Source organism: Chitinophaga sp. LS1 (genome assembly GCF_034274695.1).
Taxonomy (GTDB): Bacteria; Bacteroidota; Bacteroidia; order Chitinophagales; family Chitinophagaceae; genus Chitinophaga.
Window position 1 is genome coordinate 2536127 of record NZ_CP128362.1, and the last position, 22510, is coordinate 2558636.

Annotated in this window: 19 protein-coding genes; 7 read left to right on the plus strand and 12 right to left on the minus strand. The window is 45.9% G+C overall.

The features are described from left to right. The first annotated feature begins 45 nt into the window (after window positions 1–45). Window positions 46–957: a bestrophin family protein gene (locus QQL36_RS10575; RefSeq protein ID WP_083724093.1), complete on the plus strand. Its 912-nt coding sequence runs from the start codon at window positions 46–48 to the stop codon at window positions 955–957. A 152-nt stretch (window positions 958–1109) separates the two neighbouring features. On the opposite strand, the gene ruvB is transcribed toward QQL36_RS10575, so the two are convergent. Further along, window positions 1110–2126, minus strand: coding sequence for a Holliday junction branch migration DNA helicase RuvB (gene ruvB / locus QQL36_RS10580; protein ID WP_415751073.1), 1017 nt, complete (start codon window positions 2124–2126; stop codon window positions 1110–1112). 92 nt (window positions 2127–2218) lie between these two features. Between ruvB and QQL36_RS10585 the strand changes: the two genes are divergently transcribed. Next, window positions 2219–3511, plus strand: a complete 1293-nt coding sequence (locus QQL36_RS10585) for a M28 family metallopeptidase (protein ID WP_321569691.1) — start codon at window positions 2219–2221, stop codon at window positions 3509–3511. Here the strand turns inward: QQL36_RS10585 and QQL36_RS10590 are convergent. Further along, window positions 3500–4168, minus strand: a complete 669-nt coding sequence (locus tag QQL36_RS10590; RefSeq protein WP_321569692.1) for a peptidoglycan DD-metalloendopeptidase family protein — start codon at window positions 4166–4168, stop codon at window positions 3500–3502. The genes QQL36_RS10585 and QQL36_RS10590 overlap by 12 nt on opposite strands. A gap of 39 nt (window positions 4169–4207) precedes the next feature. Further along, complete coding sequence (locus QQL36_RS10595) at window positions 4208–7117, minus strand: leucine--tRNA ligase (protein ID WP_321569693.1); 2910 nt, start codon at window positions 7115–7117, stop codon at window positions 4208–4210. A gap of 121 nt (window positions 7118–7238) precedes the next feature. Here QQL36_RS10595 and QQL36_RS10600 point away from each other — a divergent pair, with 121 nt between their 5' ends. The 3 genes from QQL36_RS10600 to QQL36_RS10610 all read left to right on the plus strand — a co-directional run bounded on the left by QQL36_RS10600 (window position 7239) and on the right by QQL36_RS10610 (window position 9283). Further along, window positions 7239–8114, plus strand: coding sequence for a cell division protein FtsX (locus QQL36_RS10600; protein ID WP_321569694.1), 876 nt, complete (start codon window positions 7239–7241; stop codon window positions 8112–8114). A gap of 20 nt (window positions 8115–8134) precedes the next feature. Next, window positions 8135–8398 carry a DUF3098 domain-containing protein gene (locus QQL36_RS10605; RefSeq protein ID WP_321569695.1) on the plus strand — a complete coding sequence of 88 codons (264 nt, stop codon included), beginning with the start codon at window positions 8135–8137 and terminating at the stop codon, window positions 8396–8398. 81 nt (window positions 8399–8479) lie between these two features. Beyond that, on the plus strand, window positions 8480–9283 hold the full coding sequence (locus QQL36_RS10610) for an undecaprenyl-diphosphate phosphatase (RefSeq protein WP_083724104.1): 804 nt from the start codon (window positions 8480–8482) through the stop codon (window positions 9281–9283). 333 nt (window positions 9284–9616) lie between these two features. Here the strand turns inward: QQL36_RS10610 and QQL36_RS10615 are convergent, their stop codons facing one another. Then, window positions 9617–10834, minus strand: a complete 1218-nt coding sequence (locus QQL36_RS10615; RefSeq protein ID WP_083724108.1) for an alanine dehydrogenase — start codon at window positions 10832–10834, stop codon at window positions 9617–9619. Window positions 10835–10906: 72 nt separating this feature from the next. Next, complete coding sequence (gene tsaE / locus QQL36_RS10620; RefSeq protein ID WP_083724110.1) at window positions 10907–11332, minus strand: tRNA (adenosine(37)-N6)-threonylcarbamoyltransferase complex ATPase subunit type 1 TsaE; 426 nt, start codon at window positions 11330–11332, stop codon at window positions 10907–10909. 178 nt (window positions 11333–11510) lie between these two features. Here tsaE and QQL36_RS10625 point away from each other — a divergent pair, with 178 nt between their 5' ends. Beyond that, window positions 11511–13619 carry a cation-translocating P-type ATPase gene (locus QQL36_RS10625; protein ID WP_321569696.1) on the plus strand — a complete coding sequence of 703 codons (2109 nt, stop codon included), beginning with the start codon at window positions 11511–11513 and terminating at the stop codon, window positions 13617–13619. A 13-nt stretch (window positions 13620–13632) separates the two neighbouring features. Further along, on the plus strand, window positions 13633–15531 hold the full coding sequence (locus tag QQL36_RS10630) for an ATP-dependent DNA helicase RecQ (RefSeq protein ID WP_321569697.1): 1899 nt from the start codon (window positions 13633–13635) through the stop codon (window positions 15529–15531). A gap of 155 nt (window positions 15532–15686) precedes the next feature. Here the strand turns inward: QQL36_RS10630 and QQL36_RS10635 are convergent, their stop codons facing one another. The 7 genes from QQL36_RS10635 to lpxA all read right to left on the minus strand — a co-directional run bounded on the left by QQL36_RS10635 (window position 15687) and on the right by lpxA (window position 22501). Next, a complete protein-coding gene (locus QQL36_RS10635; RefSeq protein WP_321569698.1) occupies window positions 15687–16736 on the minus strand; it encodes a Gfo/Idh/MocA family oxidoreductase in 1050 nt (349 codons plus the stop codon). A 14-nt stretch (window positions 16737–16750) separates the two neighbouring features. Beyond that, window positions 16751–18304, minus strand: a complete 1554-nt coding sequence (locus QQL36_RS10640) for a helicase HerA-like domain-containing protein (RefSeq protein ID WP_321569699.1) — start codon at window positions 18302–18304, stop codon at window positions 16751–16753. Between the two features lie 80 nt (window positions 18305–18384). Beyond that, window positions 18385–18765 carry a co-chaperone GroES family protein gene (locus tag QQL36_RS10645; protein WP_083724120.1) on the minus strand — a complete coding sequence of 127 codons (381 nt, stop codon included), beginning with the start codon at window positions 18763–18765 and terminating at the stop codon, window positions 18385–18387. A 57-nt stretch (window positions 18766–18822) separates the two neighbouring features. Next, window positions 18823–19662 carry an MBL fold metallo-hydrolase gene (locus QQL36_RS10650; protein ID WP_083724122.1) on the minus strand — a complete coding sequence of 280 codons (840 nt, stop codon included), beginning with the start codon at window positions 19660–19662 and terminating at the stop codon, window positions 18823–18825. 12 nt (window positions 19663–19674) lie between these two features. Next, on the minus strand, window positions 19675–20964 hold the full coding sequence (locus tag QQL36_RS10655; protein WP_083724218.1) for an MFS transporter: 1290 nt from the start codon (window positions 20962–20964) through the stop codon (window positions 19675–19677). Window positions 20965–21016: 52 nt separating this feature from the next. Then, window positions 21017–21634, minus strand: coding sequence for an ATP-binding cassette domain-containing protein (locus QQL36_RS10660; protein ID WP_083724124.1), 618 nt, complete (start codon window positions 21632–21634; stop codon window positions 21017–21019). A 72-nt stretch (window positions 21635–21706) separates the two neighbouring features. Then, the gene (lpxA, locus tag QQL36_RS10665) at window positions 21707–22501 is read right to left on the minus strand and encodes an acyl-ACP--UDP-N-acetylglucosamine O-acyltransferase (RefSeq protein WP_083724126.1); all 795 of its coding nucleotides are present in this window, start codon (window positions 22499–22501) and stop codon (window positions 21707–21709) included. Window positions 22502–22510 lie beyond the last annotated feature (9 nt).

Below are 22510 nucleotides of genomic sequence, written 5' to 3' on the forward strand. Positions count from 1 at the left end.
GAGGGGGGAGCGCTATTTGTAAATCACTCTAAAACTACAGGTCTTATGCTACTCAAGAAAAATATACCCTTTAGATATGTGTTTGGGAAGATAAAATATGAAATCGCGTTGGTTGTATTATATACTCTTGTAATAGTGTTATTACATGACCGGTTCAATCTGAAAGAAACTATCAACATCCCATTGAGTGTACCAATGATTATGGGTACAGTAATATCACTGCTGCTCGCGTTCCGGTCTAACCAGGCGTATGATCGCTGGTGGGAGGCACGTACAGTGTGGGGCGCCATCGTGAACGATTCCCGCTCTTTTACAAGAGAAGTACTCACTTTTATACATAGTAATGAATTTCCGGAAGAGGCAGAACGGTTGCGTGAAAGAATGATACGCAGACAGATGGCATGGTGTTATTCACTGGGTCAGCAACTGAGAGGATTGTCTGCAACAGAAGGGCTGGAGCGACTGATCCCTAAGAGAGAAGTAGCGTATGTAGCACGCTTTGCGAATGTGCCGATGGCATTGCTGGAGCTGCATGCAAAGGATTTGCAGATAGCGCTGCAACGTGACTGGATCAATGCTTATCAGCAGGTGCAGATAGATTCTACATTGAATAAGTTCAGTGATAGCATGGGTAAGTGTGAGCGTATTAAGAATACTGTATTTCCTTCAACCTACAGCTTGTATATACATTTTGCATTGAACTTCTTTATCATGTTATTACCGTTTGGAGTGATAGAGTTTTTTGGTTACGCAGCAGTGCCGCTGGTAGGTGCGATCGCATCGTCTTTCCTGTTGATTGAGAAGATGGCGATACACCTGCAGGATCCGTTTGATAACAAACCAACTGATACGCCAATGACGGCTATTGCGCGTACTATTGAAAGGGATCTGCGGCAGATGCTGAATGACAATCATGTACCGGAAACACCGCCCGTGTACTCTTATTATGTGATGTAGTAGTTATATATATTGGTAAAGATTGATTGGTACGAAGGGGGAGTAAATTATAAGAAGAAAAGTTTGGTTAAAGATTAAACAAACTCCCTGATCACCGTTTTGAGGAGGAAGGGCTGACCAGCGATACAATGGTCAGCCCTTTAGTATTTTAATTAAAATAGTAAGCCACCGCTGGCACCACTTCTGGGTGTTTTGCCGAGGTGTACATATGCTTTCTCTGTTACTTCCCTTCCACGTGGGGTACGCTTGATAAACCCTTCCTGTATGAGGAATGGTTCATACACTTCTTCCAGTGTGCCGGCTTCTTCGCCTACAGCTGTAGCGATGGTGGTTATACCCACCGGACCACCTTTAAAGTTTTCGATAATAACCTGCAGGATACGGTTATCCATTTCGTCCAGCCCGTATTCATCTACGTTCAGTGCTTTCAGGCTGAATTTAGCAATATCCATATCGATGGTGCCGTTTCCCACTACCTGTGCAAAGTCTCTTACCCTTCTCAGTAAGCCGTTGGCAATACGAGGGGTACCTCTCGATCTCCGCGCTATTTCCATTGCAGCCTCGCTGGTGATCTTTGTTTCGAGCAGGCCGGCGGCACGCCAGATGATCTTTTGCAGGGTAGCGGAGTTATAGTATTCCAGCCTTGACTTGATACCAAAGCGGGAGAGCAGGGGAGCAGTGAGTAACCCTGAACGGGTAGTAGCCCCTATGAGAGTAAACGGATGTAATGAGATCTGGATGGCACGGGCGCTTGGACCTGTATCGATCATGATATCGATGCGGTAGTCTTCCATGGCAGAATAGAGGTATTCTTCCACCACGGTACTGAGCCGGTGAATTTCATCTATGAACAGCACATCCTTCGGCTCGAGGTTGGTGAGCAGACCGGCCAGATCACCGGGTTTCTCGATCACAGGGCCGGAGGTTTCACGGATGTTGACCCCCATTTCGTTGGAGACAATGCGTGACAGCGTTGTTTTACCCAATCCGGGAGGGCCGTGAAAAAGCACATGGTCCAGCGCTTCGCCTCTCAGTTTGGCGGCCTTGATAAAGATCTTGAGGTTCTCAATAATCTGCTCCTGTCCCGAGAAATCGACGATTTCTTTGGGCCGTATGCTGTTTTCAAACTCCTTTTCTGCCGCACTTGGGCGGACTTCATCTGGTCTTATCGGATTCGACATATCAGGGTGAAAGTTACCAAAAAATCGCCTGTGGCAGCTTCGAATTTTCGGTTATATTTGATAATTAGCAACCTCTCAATATGAAATACACGCGCATTTTAACCCTCCTTTTCAGTGTCTCCACCCTCACCACATACGCACAGGACATAAAGGAGCAGGAAGTAAAACGTATTATTACTACCCTTGCTGCCGATGATATGCAGGGGCGTAAAACCTTTGAGCCCGGTATTGAAAAAGCGGCTCAGTTTCTTGAAAAAGAATATAGTAAAGCCGGTCTTCAACCATTGACAGGCGCTGCCAGTTTCCGTCAGGCATTTCATCGCTTCAATACTACTCCCGGTACACAGGAACTGTACCTGAACGGGGAAAGAGCGCATGAAGGCAGCGTGATCCTGATTGGTGTAACAACGAATATTGACTGGAACGAAAAGAGTGATGTCGCATCTGTATCGCTGCCGGCTTCCGAACAGTTTTATGAATCGCTGAGAAAAATCAGAGATGTAAAAAAGAATACTATTGTATGGGTAGATGCTGCGCATACAGAAGACTTTAAAAAGTTCTATGAGAATGTACAGTCAAGAGGCGGTAAATTTCAGGATAGCCTGCCTACGGTAGTATTAGTACTTAAACAGGGAGAAGATGTCAAAAGCTGGCAGGTGAAAGCGAATCAGCAGGTTACTCCTTTATACCTCAGTAATATCGTGGGAATGATCAAGGGGAAAACAAAACCAGATGAGTATGTTATCTTCTCCGGCCACTACGATCACCTGGGTATTGTAAAACCAGTAGGTACGGATAGCATTGCCAATGGAGCAGATGATGATGCCAGTGGTGTAACAGCGGTGGTCATGCTTGCGAAGTATTACAAACAGCATCCGCCAGCCAGATCCATCATCTTTGTTGCATTTACGGCGGAAGAAATAGGTGGATATGGTTCTAAATATTTCTCTCAGCAGCAGGATCCTGAAAAGGTAGTAGCGATGTTCAATATTGAGATGATCGGGAAGGAATCCAAGTTCGGTAAGAACAGTGCATTTATAACCGGTTATGAACGTTCTGATTTTGGAAAGATCCTTGAGAAGAACCTGCAGAATTCCGCCTTCCATTTTTATCCGGATCCTTATCCGGACCAGCAACTGTTCTATCGTTCAGACAATGCAACTCTTGCCAGGCAAGGTGTACCGGCGCATACCATTTCTACAGACCAGATTGATTCAGATAAACTCTATCATAGTGTAGGTGATGAAGTCAGTTCATTAGACATTAAGAATATCACTTCAACTATACAGGCAATTGCCATCAGTGCGCGTAGCATAGTAGATGGTACAGATACGCCTACCAGGATAGATAAAGAGGGCGTATTAAAACGCTAAGATGAGGTTTGGATCAGGGCAATTAGCCAGGTATCTTTCTCTTTCACTATAACGACATACGCCAGGATAGTCTCCCGCCTTCCCTTCCATATCGATGATGAGCTGGAAGTGGAGGTGTGGAGGCCAATGGCCATTCTCCGCCAGTGGCCCGAAGTGGGCGATGATCTGACCCGCAGCCACAGGTGCATCGGGTTTTAATCCTTCCAGATCAGCTACACTCATGTGCCCGTATAGGGTATGAAAAGTGACACCGTCCAGCATGTGTTTTAAGATGATCGTAGCCCCATAATCTCCCAATTGGTTGTTGAATTGAAAACTATGAACATGCCCATTGAGTGGGGCATATACAGGTGTGCCTGCAGGTCCCCAGATATCGACACCCAAGTGTAAGCGGCGTGGTTCGCCTTCTGTATCGAAATGTGCACTACGGGAATAGATGGTCCTATGTTCGTTATATCCGCCTATACCGAATACGGCATTGTGTTTGGCTAATAGTTGGGTGACGTAGTCACTGAAACGATGTTCATCGTCCAGAATGTCCGGTGTCAGCGCTGTATTAGCGGCAGTAAAGTCCATTGGGTACAGGTGATCCTTTGTGGGATCAAAGAGTACGACTGGCTGGAACGGTTGATGGCGTTGTAAGATCCCGGTTAACATAGTAAAAAAGAAGGCTGGCATTGCGCCAGCCTATATTTATTAAACAACAATATTGATCATTCTTCCTTTTACAATCACTACTTTCTTCACAGGTTTGCCTTCTATCCATTTCTGTACGACTTCGTTGGCCAGTACAGTCTGTTCGAGGGCAGTGTTGTCTGTATCCAGCGGGAAGCTGAGTTCTGTACGGGTTTTACCATTCACTGCGATAGGGTAGTTGAATGCGTCTTCCTTTACATACTTCTCTTCGAATACAGGGTATGGAGCGTCGAGAATAGTGGTTGTATTACCCAGCAGGTGCCACAGCTCTTCAGCGATATGCGGTGCATAAGGTGTAAGCAGGATGAGTACTGGTTCCAGTACGCTACGTTTGTTGCACTTGAGACTGCTCAGTTCATTGACACAGATCATAAACTGGCTTACAGCGGTATTGTAAGAGAAGTTTTCAGTATCGCTATCGATTTTCTGAATGGTCTTGTGCAGGATCTTCAGTTCTTCAGGCGTTGCTTCACCATCTTTTACGATCATGCCTTTTTGCTCATCAGCATAGAGACGCCAGAGTTTTTTGAGGAAGCGGTGTACACCTTCGATACCTTTGGTATCCCATGGTTTGGACTGCTCTACAGGACCGAGGAACATTTCGTACATGCGGAAGGTATCGGCGCCGTATTTTTCAACAAGTACATCCGGGTTGACGGTATTGTACAATCGCTTACTCATCTTCTCTACTTCTGATTTACAGGTGAACTGGCCATCCTGTAATAAGAAGATTGCATTCGCAAAATCAGGTTTCCATTTTCTGGCAGCGTCTATATCCAGCACTACACCATCCACGAAGTTTACATTCATATGGATTTGGCTTTCCAGTACATTGTTCACCTTCATAGAATCCAGGAATTCAGCTAATGAAGCATCCTGTGCTCTAATCAATTCGATAATGTCTTTGATACGGATATCGGTGTAACTATTAGAGATATATACCTGTTTGTTATCCGGCAGTGTGATAGGTTCAATTTCATCAGCACCTACATGGTGGTCGCTGTGGATGAATCTTAAACGCTTTACAAACCTGGAGGAACCCTGAATCATACCCTGGTTGATCAGCTTCTTGTAAGGCTCATCAAAACCAATATAACCCAGGTCAAACAGTACTTTAGTCCACAGACGTGAATACAGCAGGTGGCCTACCGCATGTTCTGTACCACCGATATATACATCTACCTGGTTCCAGTAGTCAGTCGCTGCACGGCTTGCAAACTCCTCCTTGTTGGAAGGATCTGCATAGCGCAGGAAGTACCAGCTACTACCTGCATAACCAGGCATGGTGTTGGTTTCACGTTTGGTATTTGCATCTATATTTACCCAGTCAGTGATGTTAGCCAGCGGGCCTTCACCATCTTCACCTGGTTTGTAGGTGTCTACATGTGGCAATTCAACAGGCAATTCGCTTTCGTCTACAGCGTATGGGATACCATTTTTGTACACGATCGGGAATGGCTCACCCCAGTAACGCTGACGGCTAAAGCCGGCGTCACGCATTCTGAAGTTAGTCTGCTTTTTACCGATACCCATGGCTTCTACCTTATCAGCTACCAGCTCCATTGCCTGCTTCATAGGTACGCCATTCAGGAAGTCGCTGTTCTGCAGCACTGCATCTTTGGTAGGATTTGCTTCAGCACCATCAAATGCATCACCGATGATATTTGTAATAGGAATATTAAAGTGTTTTGCAAAGCCAAAGTCACGCTGGTCGCCGCATGGTACTGCCATGATTGCACCAGTACCATAACCTGCCAGTACGTATTCAGAGATCCATACCGGGATACGTTTGCCATTGAATGGATTCAGTACATAAGCACCTGTAAAGCAACCGGTGATTTGTTTGACCTCTGCCATACGTTCACGTTCAGAACGGCTTTGAACATAATCCAGGTATTTATCAACAGCTGCTTTATTTTCAGAAGTTGTGATCTTAGCTACCAGCTCATGCTCAGGAGCTACTACCATGAAGTCTACACCAAAGATGGTATCGGGGCGGGTGGTATAGACTCTTAATCCTTCATTGTCGTTACCATCAAACCTGAAGGTGATTTCAGCACCCTGGCTCTTGCCGATCCAGTTACGCTGCATTTCCTTCATAGCTTCGCTGTAGTTCACAGTTTCCAGACCCTCGAGCAGGCGGTTTGCATACTCAGTGATACGGAGGAACCACTGGCGCATTTTCTTCTTTACTACAGGGAAACCACCACGTTCACTAACACCATTTACTACTTCATCATTGGCCAGAACGGTACCCAGTGCGGCACACCAGTTCACCTCTGCGTAAGCGAGGAACGCGATGCGGTAATGCATGAGGATCTCACGCTGACGGGCTTCATCATAGCCTTTCCACTCTTCGGCAGAGAAGGTAAGGGTACGATCGCCAGGGCATTCGTGGGCTTTGTTACCTTCTTTTTCAAAGGTAGCGGTCAGTTCAGGAATGCGTTTAGCTTTCCGGGCACTACGGTCAAACCAGCTGTCGAACAGTTGGAGGAAGATCCATTGTGTCCATTTATAGTAATCGGGATTGCTGGTATTCACTTCTCTTTCCCAGTCAAAGCAAAATCCGATGTTACCCAGTTGTTTACGGAAGGCCGCAATATTTTCGGCAGTAGTCACCGCAGGGTGCTGACCTGTTTCCAGGGCATACTGTTCTGCTGGCAGACCAAAGGCATCCCAGCCCATGGGATGTAGTACATTAAAGCCTTTTAGTCTTTTATAACGAGCATAGATATCAGACGAAATATATCCCAGCGGATGACCTACATGGAGGCCCGCTCCTGATGGATAAGGAAACATATCAAGTACATAGCACTTGGGCTTTTGGCTATTGATGCTAACCCTGTAAGCATTCGAGCTGCCCCAGGCGTCCTGCCACTTTTTCTCAATAGCCCTGAAATTATATTCCATATAATTGTTGAATTAACCGGACGTAACGCTACGTCCTAGTTGACTTAAAATAACGTTAAAGGATGACAAAAGTAAACATAACTGTTAATTTTTATTATTTTCGCCTATAAACGGTAGTTTAATGGCGCAGCAACCCGGGAAATCATCTTCAAAAAAATCCAAACCTTCTTATTTGTATTCCATTATTGGAGTGGCACTTGTCCTGTTCCTGCTGGGAACCTTGGGTCTTATAGTGATACATGCTAATAAGCTAAGTGAATATTTTAAAGAAAGCATTGAAATTCAGGTGATCCTAAGGGACAACGTGAAAGAAGAGCAGGCGATCGCTCTTCGTGATTCCATTGCTGGCAGGCCTTATGTTAAGTCGATCGAATACGTATCCAAAGATATGGCGGCCGAGCGCTTTAAAAAGGAGTTTGGAGAGGATTTTATCACCCTGTTGCAGTATAACCCATTGTATGCCAGTATCAATATAAAAGGTAATGCCCGGTATGTAAATCCGGACAGCCTGGCAGTGATCGAGGCAAATCTGGGTCAGCAGAGTATAGTTAGAGAAATTTCTTACCAGAGAGGGCTGGTATCCAAGCTGAATGAGAATGTGCGTAAGATCGGGTTCGTGATCCTCGGTATCTCTGTTATGTTGGCGCTGGTAGTCATCGTACTGATAGACAATACGATACGTCTGGCCATGTTCAGCAACCGCTTCCTGATCAAGACCATGCAGATGGTAGGAGCCACCAGGTGGTTCATAGCCAAGCCTTTCGACCTGCGTAGTATCATCAATGGGGCCCTGAGTGCCATATTGGCTATTGCCGGTTTGATAGGGATTCTCTATTTTGCAGACCAGTTACTTCCAGAGCTCAGTGCCATGCGGGATTACTTTATGACATCTGTCCTATTTATAGGCATGATTGTAATAGGTATCTTTATCTCGCTGGTGAGCACGCATCGTTCGGTAATGAAATACCTGCGACTGAAACTGGATGATTTATATTGATTGATAATTTTCTACATCATATGATTAAAGAAACCAAACAAGCAGATAAGGCAGTCATTGATAGCCGCCCTGTTTTTGCAAAAGATAACTATAAATTGATGATAGCGGGTCTGGTGATCACTGTAGTCGGCTTTCTGCTGATGACTGGTGGTTACAATGATGATGCTACCAAATTCAAACCAGAAGAAGTGTATAGTTTCCAGCGTATTACCCTGGCGCCTATCGTGATCCTGCTGGGTCTGGCAGTAGAGGTTTTTGCGATTATGCGTAAACCAAAGCAATAATACCTGCAACTTATTATAATACAGGCGATGATACTGATTCATCGCTTTTTTTTTATTTAAACGGATAAATCAGCTATTTCCATGAGCATTCTGGATGCCATTATCATTGCTATTGTTGAAGGATTAACCGAGTTTTTACCCATTTCGTCTACCGGTCACATGGTCATTGCCAGTGCAATGCTGGGTATTGGAGACGACGAGTTTACTAAATTGTTTGAAATTGTAATACAGCTGGGGGCAATATTAGCTGTCGTAGTTTTGTACTGGAAGAAATTTTTTGTGTTCGATAAGAACCGCATTCCCTTTTATATCAAACTGGTACTGGCTACCATTCCTGCGCTGATCCTGGGTTTTCTGTTCCATCACAAGATCAAGGACCTGATGGGTTCTCCTGCGGTGGTTGCGGCCAGCCTGTTCCTGGGGGGGATTGTATTATTGTTTGTGGACAACTGGTTTAAGAATCCAACCATTGACAAGGATGAACAAGTGGACAATTTCAGGGCTATCCGCATTGGCTTTTTCCAGTGCCTGGCGTTGATTCCTGGTGTGAGCCGCAGTGCGGCATCCATCATCGGTGGTATGCAGCAAAAGCTGACCCGCAATGCTGCTGCTGAATTCTCGTTTTTCCTGGCCGTACCAACCATGTTTGCAGCTACCTGCTACGACCTGTATAAAAGCAAAGATGCCCTGGCAAGCAATACCGGCAATTTCCAGTTGCTAATTATTGGTTTTGTCATTGCATTTATTGTGGCATTGATTGCCATCAAGTTCTTTATCGGCGTATTGAAAAGATACGGTTTCCGCGTATGGGGTGTATACCGCATACTTGTAGGAGGTGCTATCCTGGCAGCTATGGCGATGGGATACAACCTGACTGTAGGCTAAGAAAAGTAAATAATCCGTATACCCAGCATGAAGAAGATTATATTACCCCTGATGGGGTGCCTGTTTGCTATGACCACGTATGGATAGCAAAATTATGTTCCCGGGACAGTAGCTATTCCTCAACAAGATTCCCTGAGAGGATTTCGCAAACTGGAACAATCTCTTGTTGGCGGAGTTGGTGTGAAGGTAAGCCGCTTCCAGCTGGAAGTTCGCGGTGCTACTACGACAGGATGGATGCCAACGGCAATGGTCTCTATGCCGGTCAATTCATTACAGATAATAGCCGGAGTAAGATTATAATAAAAAAGCTTCTGCCAGGGCAGAAGCTTTTTCTTATCCCTTCACTGCCAGTAGCAGCTCGAGGTCAGTATATTTTAGTTTGAACTTTTCACTCAGGTGATAGTTGGTCAATGCCCCTTTATAGAGATAGATCCCATTCCGCACGCCTCTCTTGATCCACACCAAATTCTCAAAACCACCATCATCCGCCGCTTCGAGCAATAATGGCATCAGTACATTACTGATAGCTTCAGATGCTGTGCGTGCAAATCCTGATGGAATATTAGGTACGCAATAGTGTATTACATCGTACTTCTTGAATATCGGGTTTTCATGACTGGTGATCTCTGATGTTTCAAAACAACCGCCTCTATCTATACTTACATCTACAATCACAGATCCTGCTTTCATGTTGCTCACCATTGATTCGGAGACTACAATAGGTGTACGGCCTGACTGTGAAGACAAAGCGCCGACTGCTACATCAGCATTCCGCAGCTGTTCTGCCAGTACTTTGGGCTGAATAACGGAGGTAAATACACGAACGCCGATGTTGTTTTGCAGGCGTTTCAGTTTGTAGATGTTATTGTCGAATACTTTTACAGAAGAACCCAGGGCCATGGCAGTACGCGCTGCAAATTCGCCTACAATGCCTGCGCCGATGATCACTACTTTGGTAGGAGGTATACCCGTTACGCCGCCCAACAGAATACCTTTCCCTTTATTGCTGTTGCTCAGGTACTGACTGGCCAGCAGCATGACGGCGCCACCAGCTATCTCACTCATAGCTCTTACAATAGGGTAGGTGCCTGCATCGTCTTTGAGATTCTCGAACGAGAGCAGGGTAATCCGCTTCTCCATCATCTTCTGGACCTGCTCTATTTTCAGGGCAGCCAGGTGGATGGGAGAGATCACGATCTGGTGAGGATGCAGCAGCTCTATTTCCTCATCGTTGAGTGGGGCTGATTTTACAATGATCTCCGCTTTGTATACTTCTTTCTTATCGTACAATATTTCGGCGCCGGCTTCTGAAAAATCTGTGTCATAAAAATGAGAGCCATCGCCTGCCTTATGTTCTACCACGATATGATGACCATTGCTGGCCAGTATACTTACCGCATCGGGTGTTAGCGCAATGCGGTTTTCCTGGAAGGACGTTTCTTTTGGAATACCTATGAATAAACGGGAATTTTTCTGTGGAATATCCAACGTTTCTTCCAGTGGTGAATATGTAAAGCCAGCACTCACAACAGGTTTTTGCCTTTGCTCCATATAGTTGTCAAAATTGATCCGGGTGAATTTTTCCTTGTAATCAAAGATACATTATTTGTACAAAGCAATGTATCAGGAAACCCGCAGCTGTCTCCGCTGATCAGGTAATACTGTCAATTGCAATCGAATGGTGTCTGCAGGTAATAAGTCCTGGATGATATCCGGCCATTCTACAAAACATATTGCGCCCTCCTGGTAGAGGGTATCCTCTACACCCGCGCCTATGGCCTCTTCTTCATCACGTAACCGATACAGATCCAGGTGATAGATATTACGTGTTACACCGCCATTTGTACGGTAGTTGTACTGGTTAATAATGGAGAAGGTCGGACTGGCAGTCGTATCCTCCACGCCTTTTGCCGCACACAGTGCCTTTACAAAAGTAGTTTTGCCGGCACCCATAGCTCCTTCAAGGGTAAAAATCTGTTGCGCCCCATATTGTGCCCAGAAACTTTGGGCTATCTTAGGCAGTTCCTCAATAGTAAAGGTCCATTCCATCTCGTAAATGTAATTAAATAACCGTAATCTATTGGTTGATACCGCGTTGCATTAATAAAAGACTTTACAGAAACAATTGATTTTCTGTTACTTTCATATTGGCTTGCCACTCCGTTGCATTAATATTTTATTCACATGAATCGGGGGTGGATACCTTTGTAACGTTAATCAGTCACTAATGGAAACGATCAGTTGTAAAGTTAAAGGAATGAACTGTACCAGTTGTGCCTTGACGGTATCTAAATACCTTCAGCACAAAGGTATGCAGGATGTGAATGTGAGTTTTGCCACAGAGGAATTGAGTTTTACCCTGCCGGAAGGAATTGATACAAATCCAAACGATATTCTCTCCGGTATCGATCAGCTGGGTTACCAGGTGGTATTACCTAACCAACCTCAACCCAAGGCGGCTTTTCTGCGTACACTGACATTTAAGTTTGTTTTCTGCGCCATCTTTACAGCTCCTTTGTTATTACATATGTGGGTACACTGGGCATGGCTCCATGATCCTGTTGTGCAGCTTTGCCTCGCTACACCCGTTTTCCTGACGGGGATGTGGCATTTTGGCCGGAGTGCGATCCGCTCTCTTGTAAACGGGATGGCGAATATGGATGTGCTGATTGCTTTGGGCGCCATCGCTGCTTATGGCTATAGCCTTACTGGTACAATCCTGCACCTGGGCCCTGACTATATGTTTTACGAAACGGCTGCCGCTATCATCACCCTGGTATTCCTGGGCAACCTGCTGGAAGAGCGTTCTGTAAAGCAAACCACTACTGCAATTACTGCCCTTGCAAAGATGCAGGTTACAACAGCCAGTCGTATTGAAGAACACGGTGATCATGAACATATTCATGTAGTAGACAACCAGGCCCTGCGCACTGGTGATAAAGTATTGGTGAATACGGGCGATATGATCCCCATGGATGGCACTATCTATTGGGGGAGTGGCCTCATCAATGAATCTATGATCACTGGTGAAAGCACCCCTCTACGTAAAGGCGAAAAAGATAAAGGTATTGGCGGCACTATCCTGGAAGAAGGTAGTATCAAAATGTTCATCACCGCTACCGGAAAAGATACCGTTCTCTCATACATCATCGACCTCGTAAAACAGGCACAGGGCAATAAACCGCCCATGCAGAAGCTGGCTGATAAGATCAGTGCCATCTTCGTACCATTGGTATTAGGCATTGCGGTACTGACCTTTTTAGGTTGGGCGATATTTGGTCATATCACCATCGGCGCCGCTATTATGCGGAGTATCGCTGTACTGGTCATCGCCTGTCCATGTGCTATGGGACTTGCTACGCCGGCAGCTGTTATGGTGGGATTGGGCAGAGCGGCAAAAAATGGTATTCTCATCAAAGGTGCCCAAACCCTGGAAGCCTTTAAGGATATAAAATACGTGGTGCTGGATAAAACCGGTACCCTCACTACCGGCAAACTGCAACTGGGCAATTATCACTACGAAGGGATGACCGAAAAGGAGTTTGCCCAGACAGTGTATAGCCTGGAGAAATTCTCTTCTCACCCCATTGCCCGTTCACTTGTGAGTATCTGGAAGAAGGAAGGAGAAGTGAAGCTGACACAGATCCGTGAAATAAAAGGTCGTGGTATGCAGGCAAAAGACTCCGCAGGCAATGAATGGCAGCTGGGTTCCTTTGAAATGGCGAAACATACGACTGCTGATGATAGCCATAACCTCTACCTGCTGAAGAATGGTCAGCTGACAGGCTGGATAGACCTGATCGATGAAGTAAGACCTGATGCAGCAGAAATGGTGGCTATGTTGCAAAGCAGAGGTATTACACCCGTGCTGCTGAGTGGAGATACTGAACGTAAATGTCGTGAACTGGCTGCGTTGACAGGCATCCAGGAAGTATATTCCAGCCAGACACCAGAACAGAAATTACAGCAAATAGATCGTCTTATGCAAACCGCACCGGTAGCCATGGTGGGTGATGGTATCAACGATGCACCGGCACTGGCCAGGGCAACGATTGGTATCTCCCTCAGTGATGCCACGCATATCGCTATGCAGAGTGCCAATGTGATCTTATTAAATAGCAAATTGTCTTCCCTGCCACTTGCATTGGGCCTGGGTAAACACACTTTCCTCACTATACAACAGAACCTTTTCTGGGCATTCCTGTACAATGTGATTGCCATTCCATTTGCCGCCTTTGGGGTATTGAGCCCTATATCCGGTGCAGGTGTGATGGCGCTTTCAGATATCGTACTGGCCGCGAATTCTGTGCGCCTGCGGTATAAGAGAGTAATATAGTTACATTTACAGTGTGACTACTCCAACAGAAATACTGAAAAAATACTGGGGCTATGACCAATTCCGTCCTTTGCAGGAAGACATTATTCAGTCTGTCTGCAATGGGCAGGATACACTTGCGCTGATGCCCACCGGAGGTGGAAAATCCATCTGCTTCCAGGTACCGGCACTCATGAAAGAAGGGCTTTGCCTGGTAGTCACACCCCTGATTGCATTGATGAAGGATCAGGTGGCAAATTTGCGTAGCCGGCATATTCCTGCTGCAGCTATCTATGCGGGTATGTATTATCAGGATGTGGAGAAGTTGCTGGAAGAGGCACGTCGCGGTTCATATAAGTTTCTCTATGTATCGCCTGAGCGATTACAGAGTCGTCGGTTTTTAGAATACTGTGATGGATTGCCGGTTACGTTGCTGGCAATAGATGAAGCACACTGTATTTCTCAATGGGGGTATGATTTCAGACCTGCCTATCTGGAGATCGCAGAGATCAGAACACAGTTTCCGGGAGTACCGGTATTAGCACTCACCGCATCGGCTACCCCAAAGGTCCAGCAGGACATCTGCGAAAAGCTGCGCATGCAAAAGCCGGCTATTTTTAGCAAGAGTTTTGTACGTAGCAATCTTTCCTACAGCGTCATTGAAGAAGGCGATAAGCAACCTAAGTTATTACACATCTTACAACGTGTACCCGGTAGTGCCATCATTTATTGCCGTAACCGGAAAGGCACCCGTGAGCTGGCGGATATGCTGGAACAGAACGGGATTTCTGCCAGTTATTATCATGCCGGACTAACAGGAGAGGAACGCACTGCCCGCCAGGAATTGTGGATAGAGGGCAGGATCAGGGTGATGGTGTGTACCAACGCATTTGGGATGGGGATCGATAAGCCGGATGTAAGAGTGGTGATACATGCAGATGCGCCGGAGAGCCTGGAGGGCTATTATCAGGAAGCTGGCAGAGGTGGGAGAGATGAGCAGAAGGCCTTTGCTGTATTGTTGTACCATTCTTCAGAGCTGGATAGAATGACGGAGATGATTGCTTTGCAGTTTCCCGGTCAGGATCAGGTGAGAGGTGTGTATCAGGCACTGGTGAATTATTTGCAGGTGCCGGTAGGTGGAGGAGAAGGCGTGTATTTTGATTTTGATATCAATGACTTCGTACAGAAATTCGAACTGAATATAACAGTGGCATATAGTGCTCTGCGCATATTGGAGCAGGAAGGTATTTTGCAGCTGAGTGAGAGTGTGTTTATGCCTTCAATGGTGGAATTTATTGTTAACAGGCAAACGTTGTTTGCATTTGATGCTGCACAACCGGCGTTGTCTGCTCTGGTGCAAACTTTATTACGCACTTATGAAGGGATTTTTGATAACCCCGTTCCGGTGTATGAAAGGCAGCTCCTGCGGATTCTGCGTATCAAAGAACCGGAGGTGATACTGGGCTTACAACAGCTGCATCAGCGCGGGATAATCCGGTATAAACAACGTAAGACAGTACCACAGTTATCCTTTGTAGAGCAGCGGGTATCTACGCAACATTTAAGGATAGATACAGAACGGGTAAAGGCGAGAATGAAGGCTTACAAGGATAGGCTGGATGCGATGTTGGAGTATGTTCGGAATAAAAAGCAGTGTCGGACACAGTTATTAGTACAGTATTTTGGAGAACACGATGCACAGCCTTGTGGTATCTGTGATGTATGTATAGCGCAGAAGAAAAAACCGGCTGATTTTAAGGCGATATCGGGGTTGTTATTGGCAGAGCTGAGTGGGGTTCCTCTTGAATGGGAAGTGATTCAGAATAAGCTGAAAGAGGTGGATGAAGCAGAATTGATGGAGGTAACGCAATTTATGATCAGTGAGGAAATTATTATAAGAGATGAAGAAGGACGCTTACGCGTTAAAGAATAAGGCTGCATTCATAGCCAGCCGCAGGCCCCGGTAAAAAAAGAGGGTGTATCACAAATAAATGAAACTCCTGAGAAATGCATAAAATGAAATCTGGCTCCACCAGGTATCCGAATTAAAAGAGGGTGTATCTAACTTGTGATACACCCTCTTTTTTGTTATTTAAGCGATATAACTTTCTTCGCATCACTACTCTCAAAAGCCGCCTCAATAATCCTGATCACATTCACCGCATCTTCTGCAGGTACAGGATTCGGCCCTTTACCAATCAGTGCATTATAAATACCCTCATAGTATTCGAGGTAGTCTCCCTTTGGAGATGGCAGGTATTCCCTCACCACCTTTCCATCTCTTTCTGTATGCAGCAACCCCCACTCATGAATCCCTTCCACACCCCATCCAGGCGCTCCCGGCATCAATCCCTGCTGCAACATCGTCTCCTGCGTATCTGCTTTCGTTTTTATAAAAGAACCTTTCCGCCCATGAAACTGATAAGAAGGAATCGGCTCTCTGCTGAGATAAGAGCATTTTAACCTCACTCTTAGATGCTCATAAAAATACACCAGCTCAAAGTAATCATCCACCAGTGACTCCTTCCTGATCGTCCTGATATCCGCCCATATCGCATCCGGCATTCCAAACAGTATCAGTGCCTGATCTACCAGGTGTGAACCCAGGTCATACAATCCGCCTGTACCTGGCAGTTTCTCTTCCTTATGTTTCTTATAACTCAGTTCCTCACGATAGCGGTCATAATGAATCTCTGCTTCCAGCAAATCACCCAGATCGCCACTGTTCAGCACCTGTTTTACAATCTTAAAATCACTATCAAAGCGTCTGTTATGATACACGCTCAACAGCAACCCTTTTGAAGCCGCCAGTTCTGCCAGCTCTTTCCCTTCTGCAGCATGCACTGTAAAAGGTTTTTCAACTATTACATTCTTCCCCGCGTCCAGCGCAGCTTTGGTGTATTCATAATGTGTATAGTTAGGTGTATTGATTACGATCAGATCCAGTTCAGGATCCTGAATCATATCCGCTACACTGGTATATACTTTCACATCAGGATAACGCTGTCTTGCGAGGTTCTTACTTCTCTCCACAACAGCATAGAAGGTAAACCCCGGATGTGTGTGAATGAAAGGTGCGTGAAAGATATGTCCTGACATACCATAGGAACAAATCCCTGCTTTGATAATTTTCTCCATATCCTAGATTTTAATTAAAACCAGCTACTACTTTTTTTGCTGCTCTTACCGCCTAATCCCAAGGCGCCCAGCAGGCTCCTTGTGATCATCGTAGTTGCTGTTCGGCCCACTTGTTTGGCGATAGGACTGCTTAGTACAGTGTCTAATATACTCTTCTCTTCGGGTTGTTTTTTGCCTCCGGCAGTTTTCGCTGCAGGGGCACTTTTTTCCGCTGCTTCCTGCAGCTTTGCTGTCAGGATCTCATAAGCACTTTCATTATCGATTTCCTGATTATACTTCTTCGCAATTTTGCTGCTGTTTACCAGTGCATCCATCTCTGCCGCAGAGAGTATGTCCATGCGGGAGCGTGGTGTAACCAGCATGGTCGCAGCCAGTGGCGTAGGTATACCTTTTTCATTCAGACAGGTGAACAATGCTTCGCCAATACCAATCTGTGTGAGTAGTTCATCAGTTTTATAGAAATCAGACAGTGGGTAGTTCTCTGCCGTCTGCTTAATGGTCTTACGGTCATTGGCAGTAAATGCACGCAGTGCATGCTGTACTTTCATACCCAGCTGTCCCAGTATTGAAGGTGGTACATCCATTGGATTTTGTGTACAGAAAAAGATGCCCACGCCTTTGGAACGGATCAGTTTAATGATCGTTTCGATCTGCTGCAACAGTGCAGAACTGGCTTCCTGGAATACCAGGTGCGCTTCGTCTATAAATAGCACCAGTTTGGGTTTATCCATATCACCTTCTTCAGGTAATGTAGCATACAGCTCTGCCAGCAGGCTAAGCATGAATGTGGAAAACAGCTTTGGTTTATCCTGGATATCTGCTACTCTTACGATGGAAATCACTCCTCTGCCATCATCGCTGATGCGCAGCAGGTCATCTACTTCAAAAGAGGCTTCGCCGAAGAACTTATCGGCACCCTGTTGCTCCAGCGCAATTACTTTTCTGAGCACAGTACCGGCTGAAGTGGTAGAGATCTTACCATAATCTTTTTCCAGTTCAGCCTTGCCTTCATCGCTCACATACTGCAATACTTTCTTGAAATCTTTCAGGTCCAGCAGGGGCAGTTGACTATCATCACAATATTTAAATATCATGGCCACCAGGCCTTCCTGTGTATCGTTCAGTTCTAATATTCTGGACAGTAATATCGGTCCAAATTCACTCACCGTTGCTCTCAGGCGTGCGCCTTTTTCATTACTGAGTGACAGCAGTTCTACCGGGTAGCCGGAAGGAGACCAGCTGCCGTCGATTTTCTCATATCGCTCTTTGATCCTGTCACTGTTGGTGCCGGCAGCGGCTACGCCACTCAGGTCACCTTTAATATCCATGAGCAGTACGGGTACGCTGGCATCGCTCAGCCCTTCTGCAATCACCTGCAGGGTTTTGGTTTTACCTGTACCTGTGGCGCCGGCTATCAATCCATGCCTGTTCATCGTTTTCAGTGGCAGGTACACATCTGCTCCACTTACAACATCGCCATTCAGCATGGCGCAGCCCAGTTTAAATCTTTCGCCTTTGAAGGTATATCCAGTTTGAATATGCGACAGAAATGCTTCTTTATCGGCCATGGGGTATTAAAATTTCTCTGAAGATAAAAAAAGGGCTGTAATCACTTACAGCCCTTTTTGAAATTTTTATGAAAAAAGCATTAGAGATCTTCTTCTCTTTCCAGCATCAGTATCGCACTCTGCGGTACGATAAAGTACTTTTCTCCCTGGTACGACACTTCTGTGGAGCCATTGAGCAGGAAGATAGCCAGATCGCCTTCCTTTGCCTGTAAAGGAATATACTTCACTTTCTCATCTTCTCCCTTCCAGGCATCATCATCCTCAGAAGGTAATGGAATGGCATATCCGGGACCTGTTTTGATCACATATCCAGATTGTACCTTTTCCTTTTCCTGCATACCGGGAGGCAAAAATAGCCCACTTTCTGTACGTTCATTGGGGGTAAGTGGTTGTACCAGAACCCTGTCGCCTACAACAATCAGCTTTTTCAATTTATTATCTATTGTCAGGTGTGTTGCCATGATCTATATAGTACAAAATGTATGCAGCAGGCACATGTCGTGCCAAGATGACATACACTATAGTGCAGATAATGGGAAAGTTTCGCCTGCGCGGATGCCTTTCTCCGTTTGCTGCAGCACGAGGCATTCTACCTTCGGATCATGCTCTAAATACAGTACATATTGCTGCTCCAGGGCTTCAGTCAGGTAGGTTTTCTTCTCCTGAAGGGTTGTCAGCGGGAACATATCGTATGCCATTACGTATGGCAGCGGAATATGTCCGATGCCGGGCAACAGGTCCGCCATATACAGGATGGTTTTATCCTTGTATTTGATCTGTGGCAGCATCTGTGCATCTGTATGTCCGTTTACAAACCGGATATTGATATTATCAGTAAAGCTCACGCCTTCCTTTACTTCCACAAATTTCAGCTGACCACTTTCCTGCATGGGCAGGATGTTTTCTTTCAGGAAAGATGCTTTCTCTCTGTCGTTTGGTTTTATTGCCCAGTTCCAGTGATCTTCATTGCTCCAGAAGGTAGCATTTTTGAAAGCAGGTACGAGTTTATCGCCCTGTCTTACAATGGAGCCACCACAATGGTCAAAGTGCAGGTGGGTCATGAACACATCGGTGATATCATCTTTGTGAAAACCCAGTTTAGCCAGGGAGCTATCCAGGGTTGCATCGCCATGCAGGTGGTAATGGCCGAACCATTTCGCATCCTGTTTGTCACCAATACCTGTGTCTACCAGGATCAGGCGTTTGCCATCTTCGATGAGCAGGCAGCGCATGGCCCAGGAGCATAAATTGTTCTCGTCTGATGGGCTTAGTTTGTTCCAAATAGTCTTTGGTACTACGCCGTACATAGCACCTCCATCCAGTTTAAAAAAGCCTGTGTCTACGGTATATAGTTGCATACAATTGAAATTTTATTGTAGTGCCTTTTGCTTTCTCCGGGCGGAGAACAGCCATGCGAGGCCCATTAAAAAGAAGGCAGCCAGTGCAATTACAGAATTGCGCATACTCCCTGTCAGCTCATGGATATACCCGAAGGTGGTCATACCGATCACGATAGAAAGCTTTTCAGTCACATCATAGTAACTGAAGAAACTCGCGGTATCCTCCGTTTCCGGCATTAGCTTGGCGTAAGTGGAGCGGCTCAGGGACTGAACACCTCCCATGACCAGACCTACAGCTGTGGCCAGTATATAAAAGTCGGTGGCCGTCTGCATCCGGTAACCTGCAAAGCAGATGCCTATCCATACGAATATGACACCGATCAATACAGGCAGGTTACCATACTTACCTGAGAGCCATGCCATGCCCGAAGCACCGGCAATCGCTACTAACTGGATCACTACCACTACACTGATGAGGGTGGTAGAAGGCAGGTGTAATTCCTGTGCACCAAAGAGGGTTGCTGCCATCATGACTGTCTGCACACCCATGCTGTAGAAGAAAAAGCCTCTCAGAAAGCGTTTCAGTACCGGCATGGTCTTCACCTGGGCATACACTTTGCGTAGCTCAGAGAAGCTTTCTGTGAACACACCTGCTTTATGTTCAGTAATTGTTCCTTTGGATGCGGGCAGTCGTACAAAGGTGATCTGGGCAAAGCCGATCCACCAGACACCTACCAGCAGGAAGGTAATGAGCACTGCCTGACCTTCTGTGATACCAAATGGCAGCAGTGCCACCAGTGCAAAACCAACCAGCTGTAACAGTACGCTACCGATGTACCCCATGGCAAAGCCTTTGGCACTTACCCGGTCACGGTCTTCCTCTGCAGCTATCTCTGGTAAGTAAGAGTTGTAAAACACCAGGCCTCCGCAGTAGCCGAGGGTAGCGAGGACAAAGAAGATGATCCCATATTCGACATTGCCGCCATTGAACAGGTACAACGCACTACAGCTGATACCACCCAGCCAGGTGAACATCATCAGGTAACGTTTCTTGTTACCTCTTGTATCTGCAATAGAAGACAGGATCGGAGAGGCAATCGCAGCAATCAGAAACGCTGCTGCCATCGCGTAGTCATACAGGGCCGAATTAATAAAATATTTTCCGAAGAAAGGAATGCGGTCGCTATGGAAGGCCGCTTTTGTAGCGCTTGTAAAGTAAATAGGGAAAAAGGTAGTAGTAATTACCAGATTGTAAACAGAGTTAGCCCAGTCATACATGGCCCACCCGTTAATTACTTTCTTACTGGCAGTCTTTTGCATATGCATCTCGTATTATGGGGTTCAATATACGATTAAAGCACAAATCCCCACGTCATTTGTAGTCCAAGATACTCATACGCTGTTCACACATAAAATACTCCTGCTCATCGTTGGAGCTGACAATGATCATACGATTGCTTGCATATGTTGTAATCAGCTCCTGGTAAAGCTTTACACCAGCTGCATCCAGGTTGGTACATGGTTCATCCAGCAGTAATACAGGCACATCGGAAAAGATGGCCAGCGCCAGTTTCAGCCTTTGCTTCATACCAGAAGAAAAGTGCTTCACCTGCTTACGCATAGATGATTGCAGACCGACTGTTTCCGCAGCTTTTTGCGGGGTAATACCAGGTATGAACTGCTTAAATTGCAGATGAAAACTGATGCTCTCTGCGAGGGTAAATTCTTCGATCAGTTCGAGATAGGGGGCTGCGATAGCACAGGATTCAAAAAAACGATCGGCGGGTATGGGGGTGTTCGCATCGTGGTAGGTGACAGTGCCTTCGTTGTGCAACAAATGTCCGCTGATCACCTGCAATAATGTAGACTTACCTGAACCGTTTGGTCCAAGTATGGCATAACGTTGTCCGGCTTCAAAGGTAGCGTTGACCCGACGGAAGATCCAATCGTAGTTAAAGCGTTTACCCGTCTGGTCCAGCGTTATTTTCATTCGTCCTCATTATTTATAGAAAAGGCAATACCACATGTTTTACACATGGTATTGCCTGTAAAGATTTTATTTTCATTCGTCACTGGAGAGAGACGTATATCCTTTCATGATACCACGTCCGGACTCACGGATAAATGCAAGGATTTCATCCCTTTCATCCGTAGCAGGATATTCAGCTTCGATGATGCTCACTGCTTTTGACAGCTTGTAGCCTTTCACGAAGATCACGCGGTAAATATCCAGGATATGATTGATCTTTTCCAGAGAGAAGCCTCTTCTTTTTAAACCGATAGAGTTCACGCCTACATAAGACAATGGCTCACGTGCAGCTTTTACGTAAGGGGGTACATCTTTTCTTACCAGTGAACCACCGGTTACGAAAGCATGTGCACCAATTTTACAGAACTGTTGTACAGCCACCATACCAGCCAGCACTACGTGGTCGCCCACGGTGATGTGACCAGCCAGGGTCGTGTCGTTAGAAAATACGCAGTAGTTACCTACTTCACAGTCGTGGGCGATATGGCTGTAGGCCATGATCAGACAGTTGGACCCGATTACGGTTTTCCATTTGTCTTTAGTACCCCTGTTAATGGTTACATACTCGCGGATAGTGGTGTTATCTCCAATAATGGTGGTGGTGTCTTCTCCGTCAAATTTGAGGTCCTGTGGTATAGCGGATATGACGGAACCAGGGAAGATACGGCAGTTCTTTCCAATCCTTGCCCCTTCCATGATAGTGACATTCGACCCGATCCAGGTACCGTCACCAATCTCCACATTCTTGTGGATGACAGTGAATGGATCGATTTTAACGTTTGGTGCCACCTTCGCGTCAGGGTGGATGTAAGTAAGCGGATGGATCATTGCTATTTT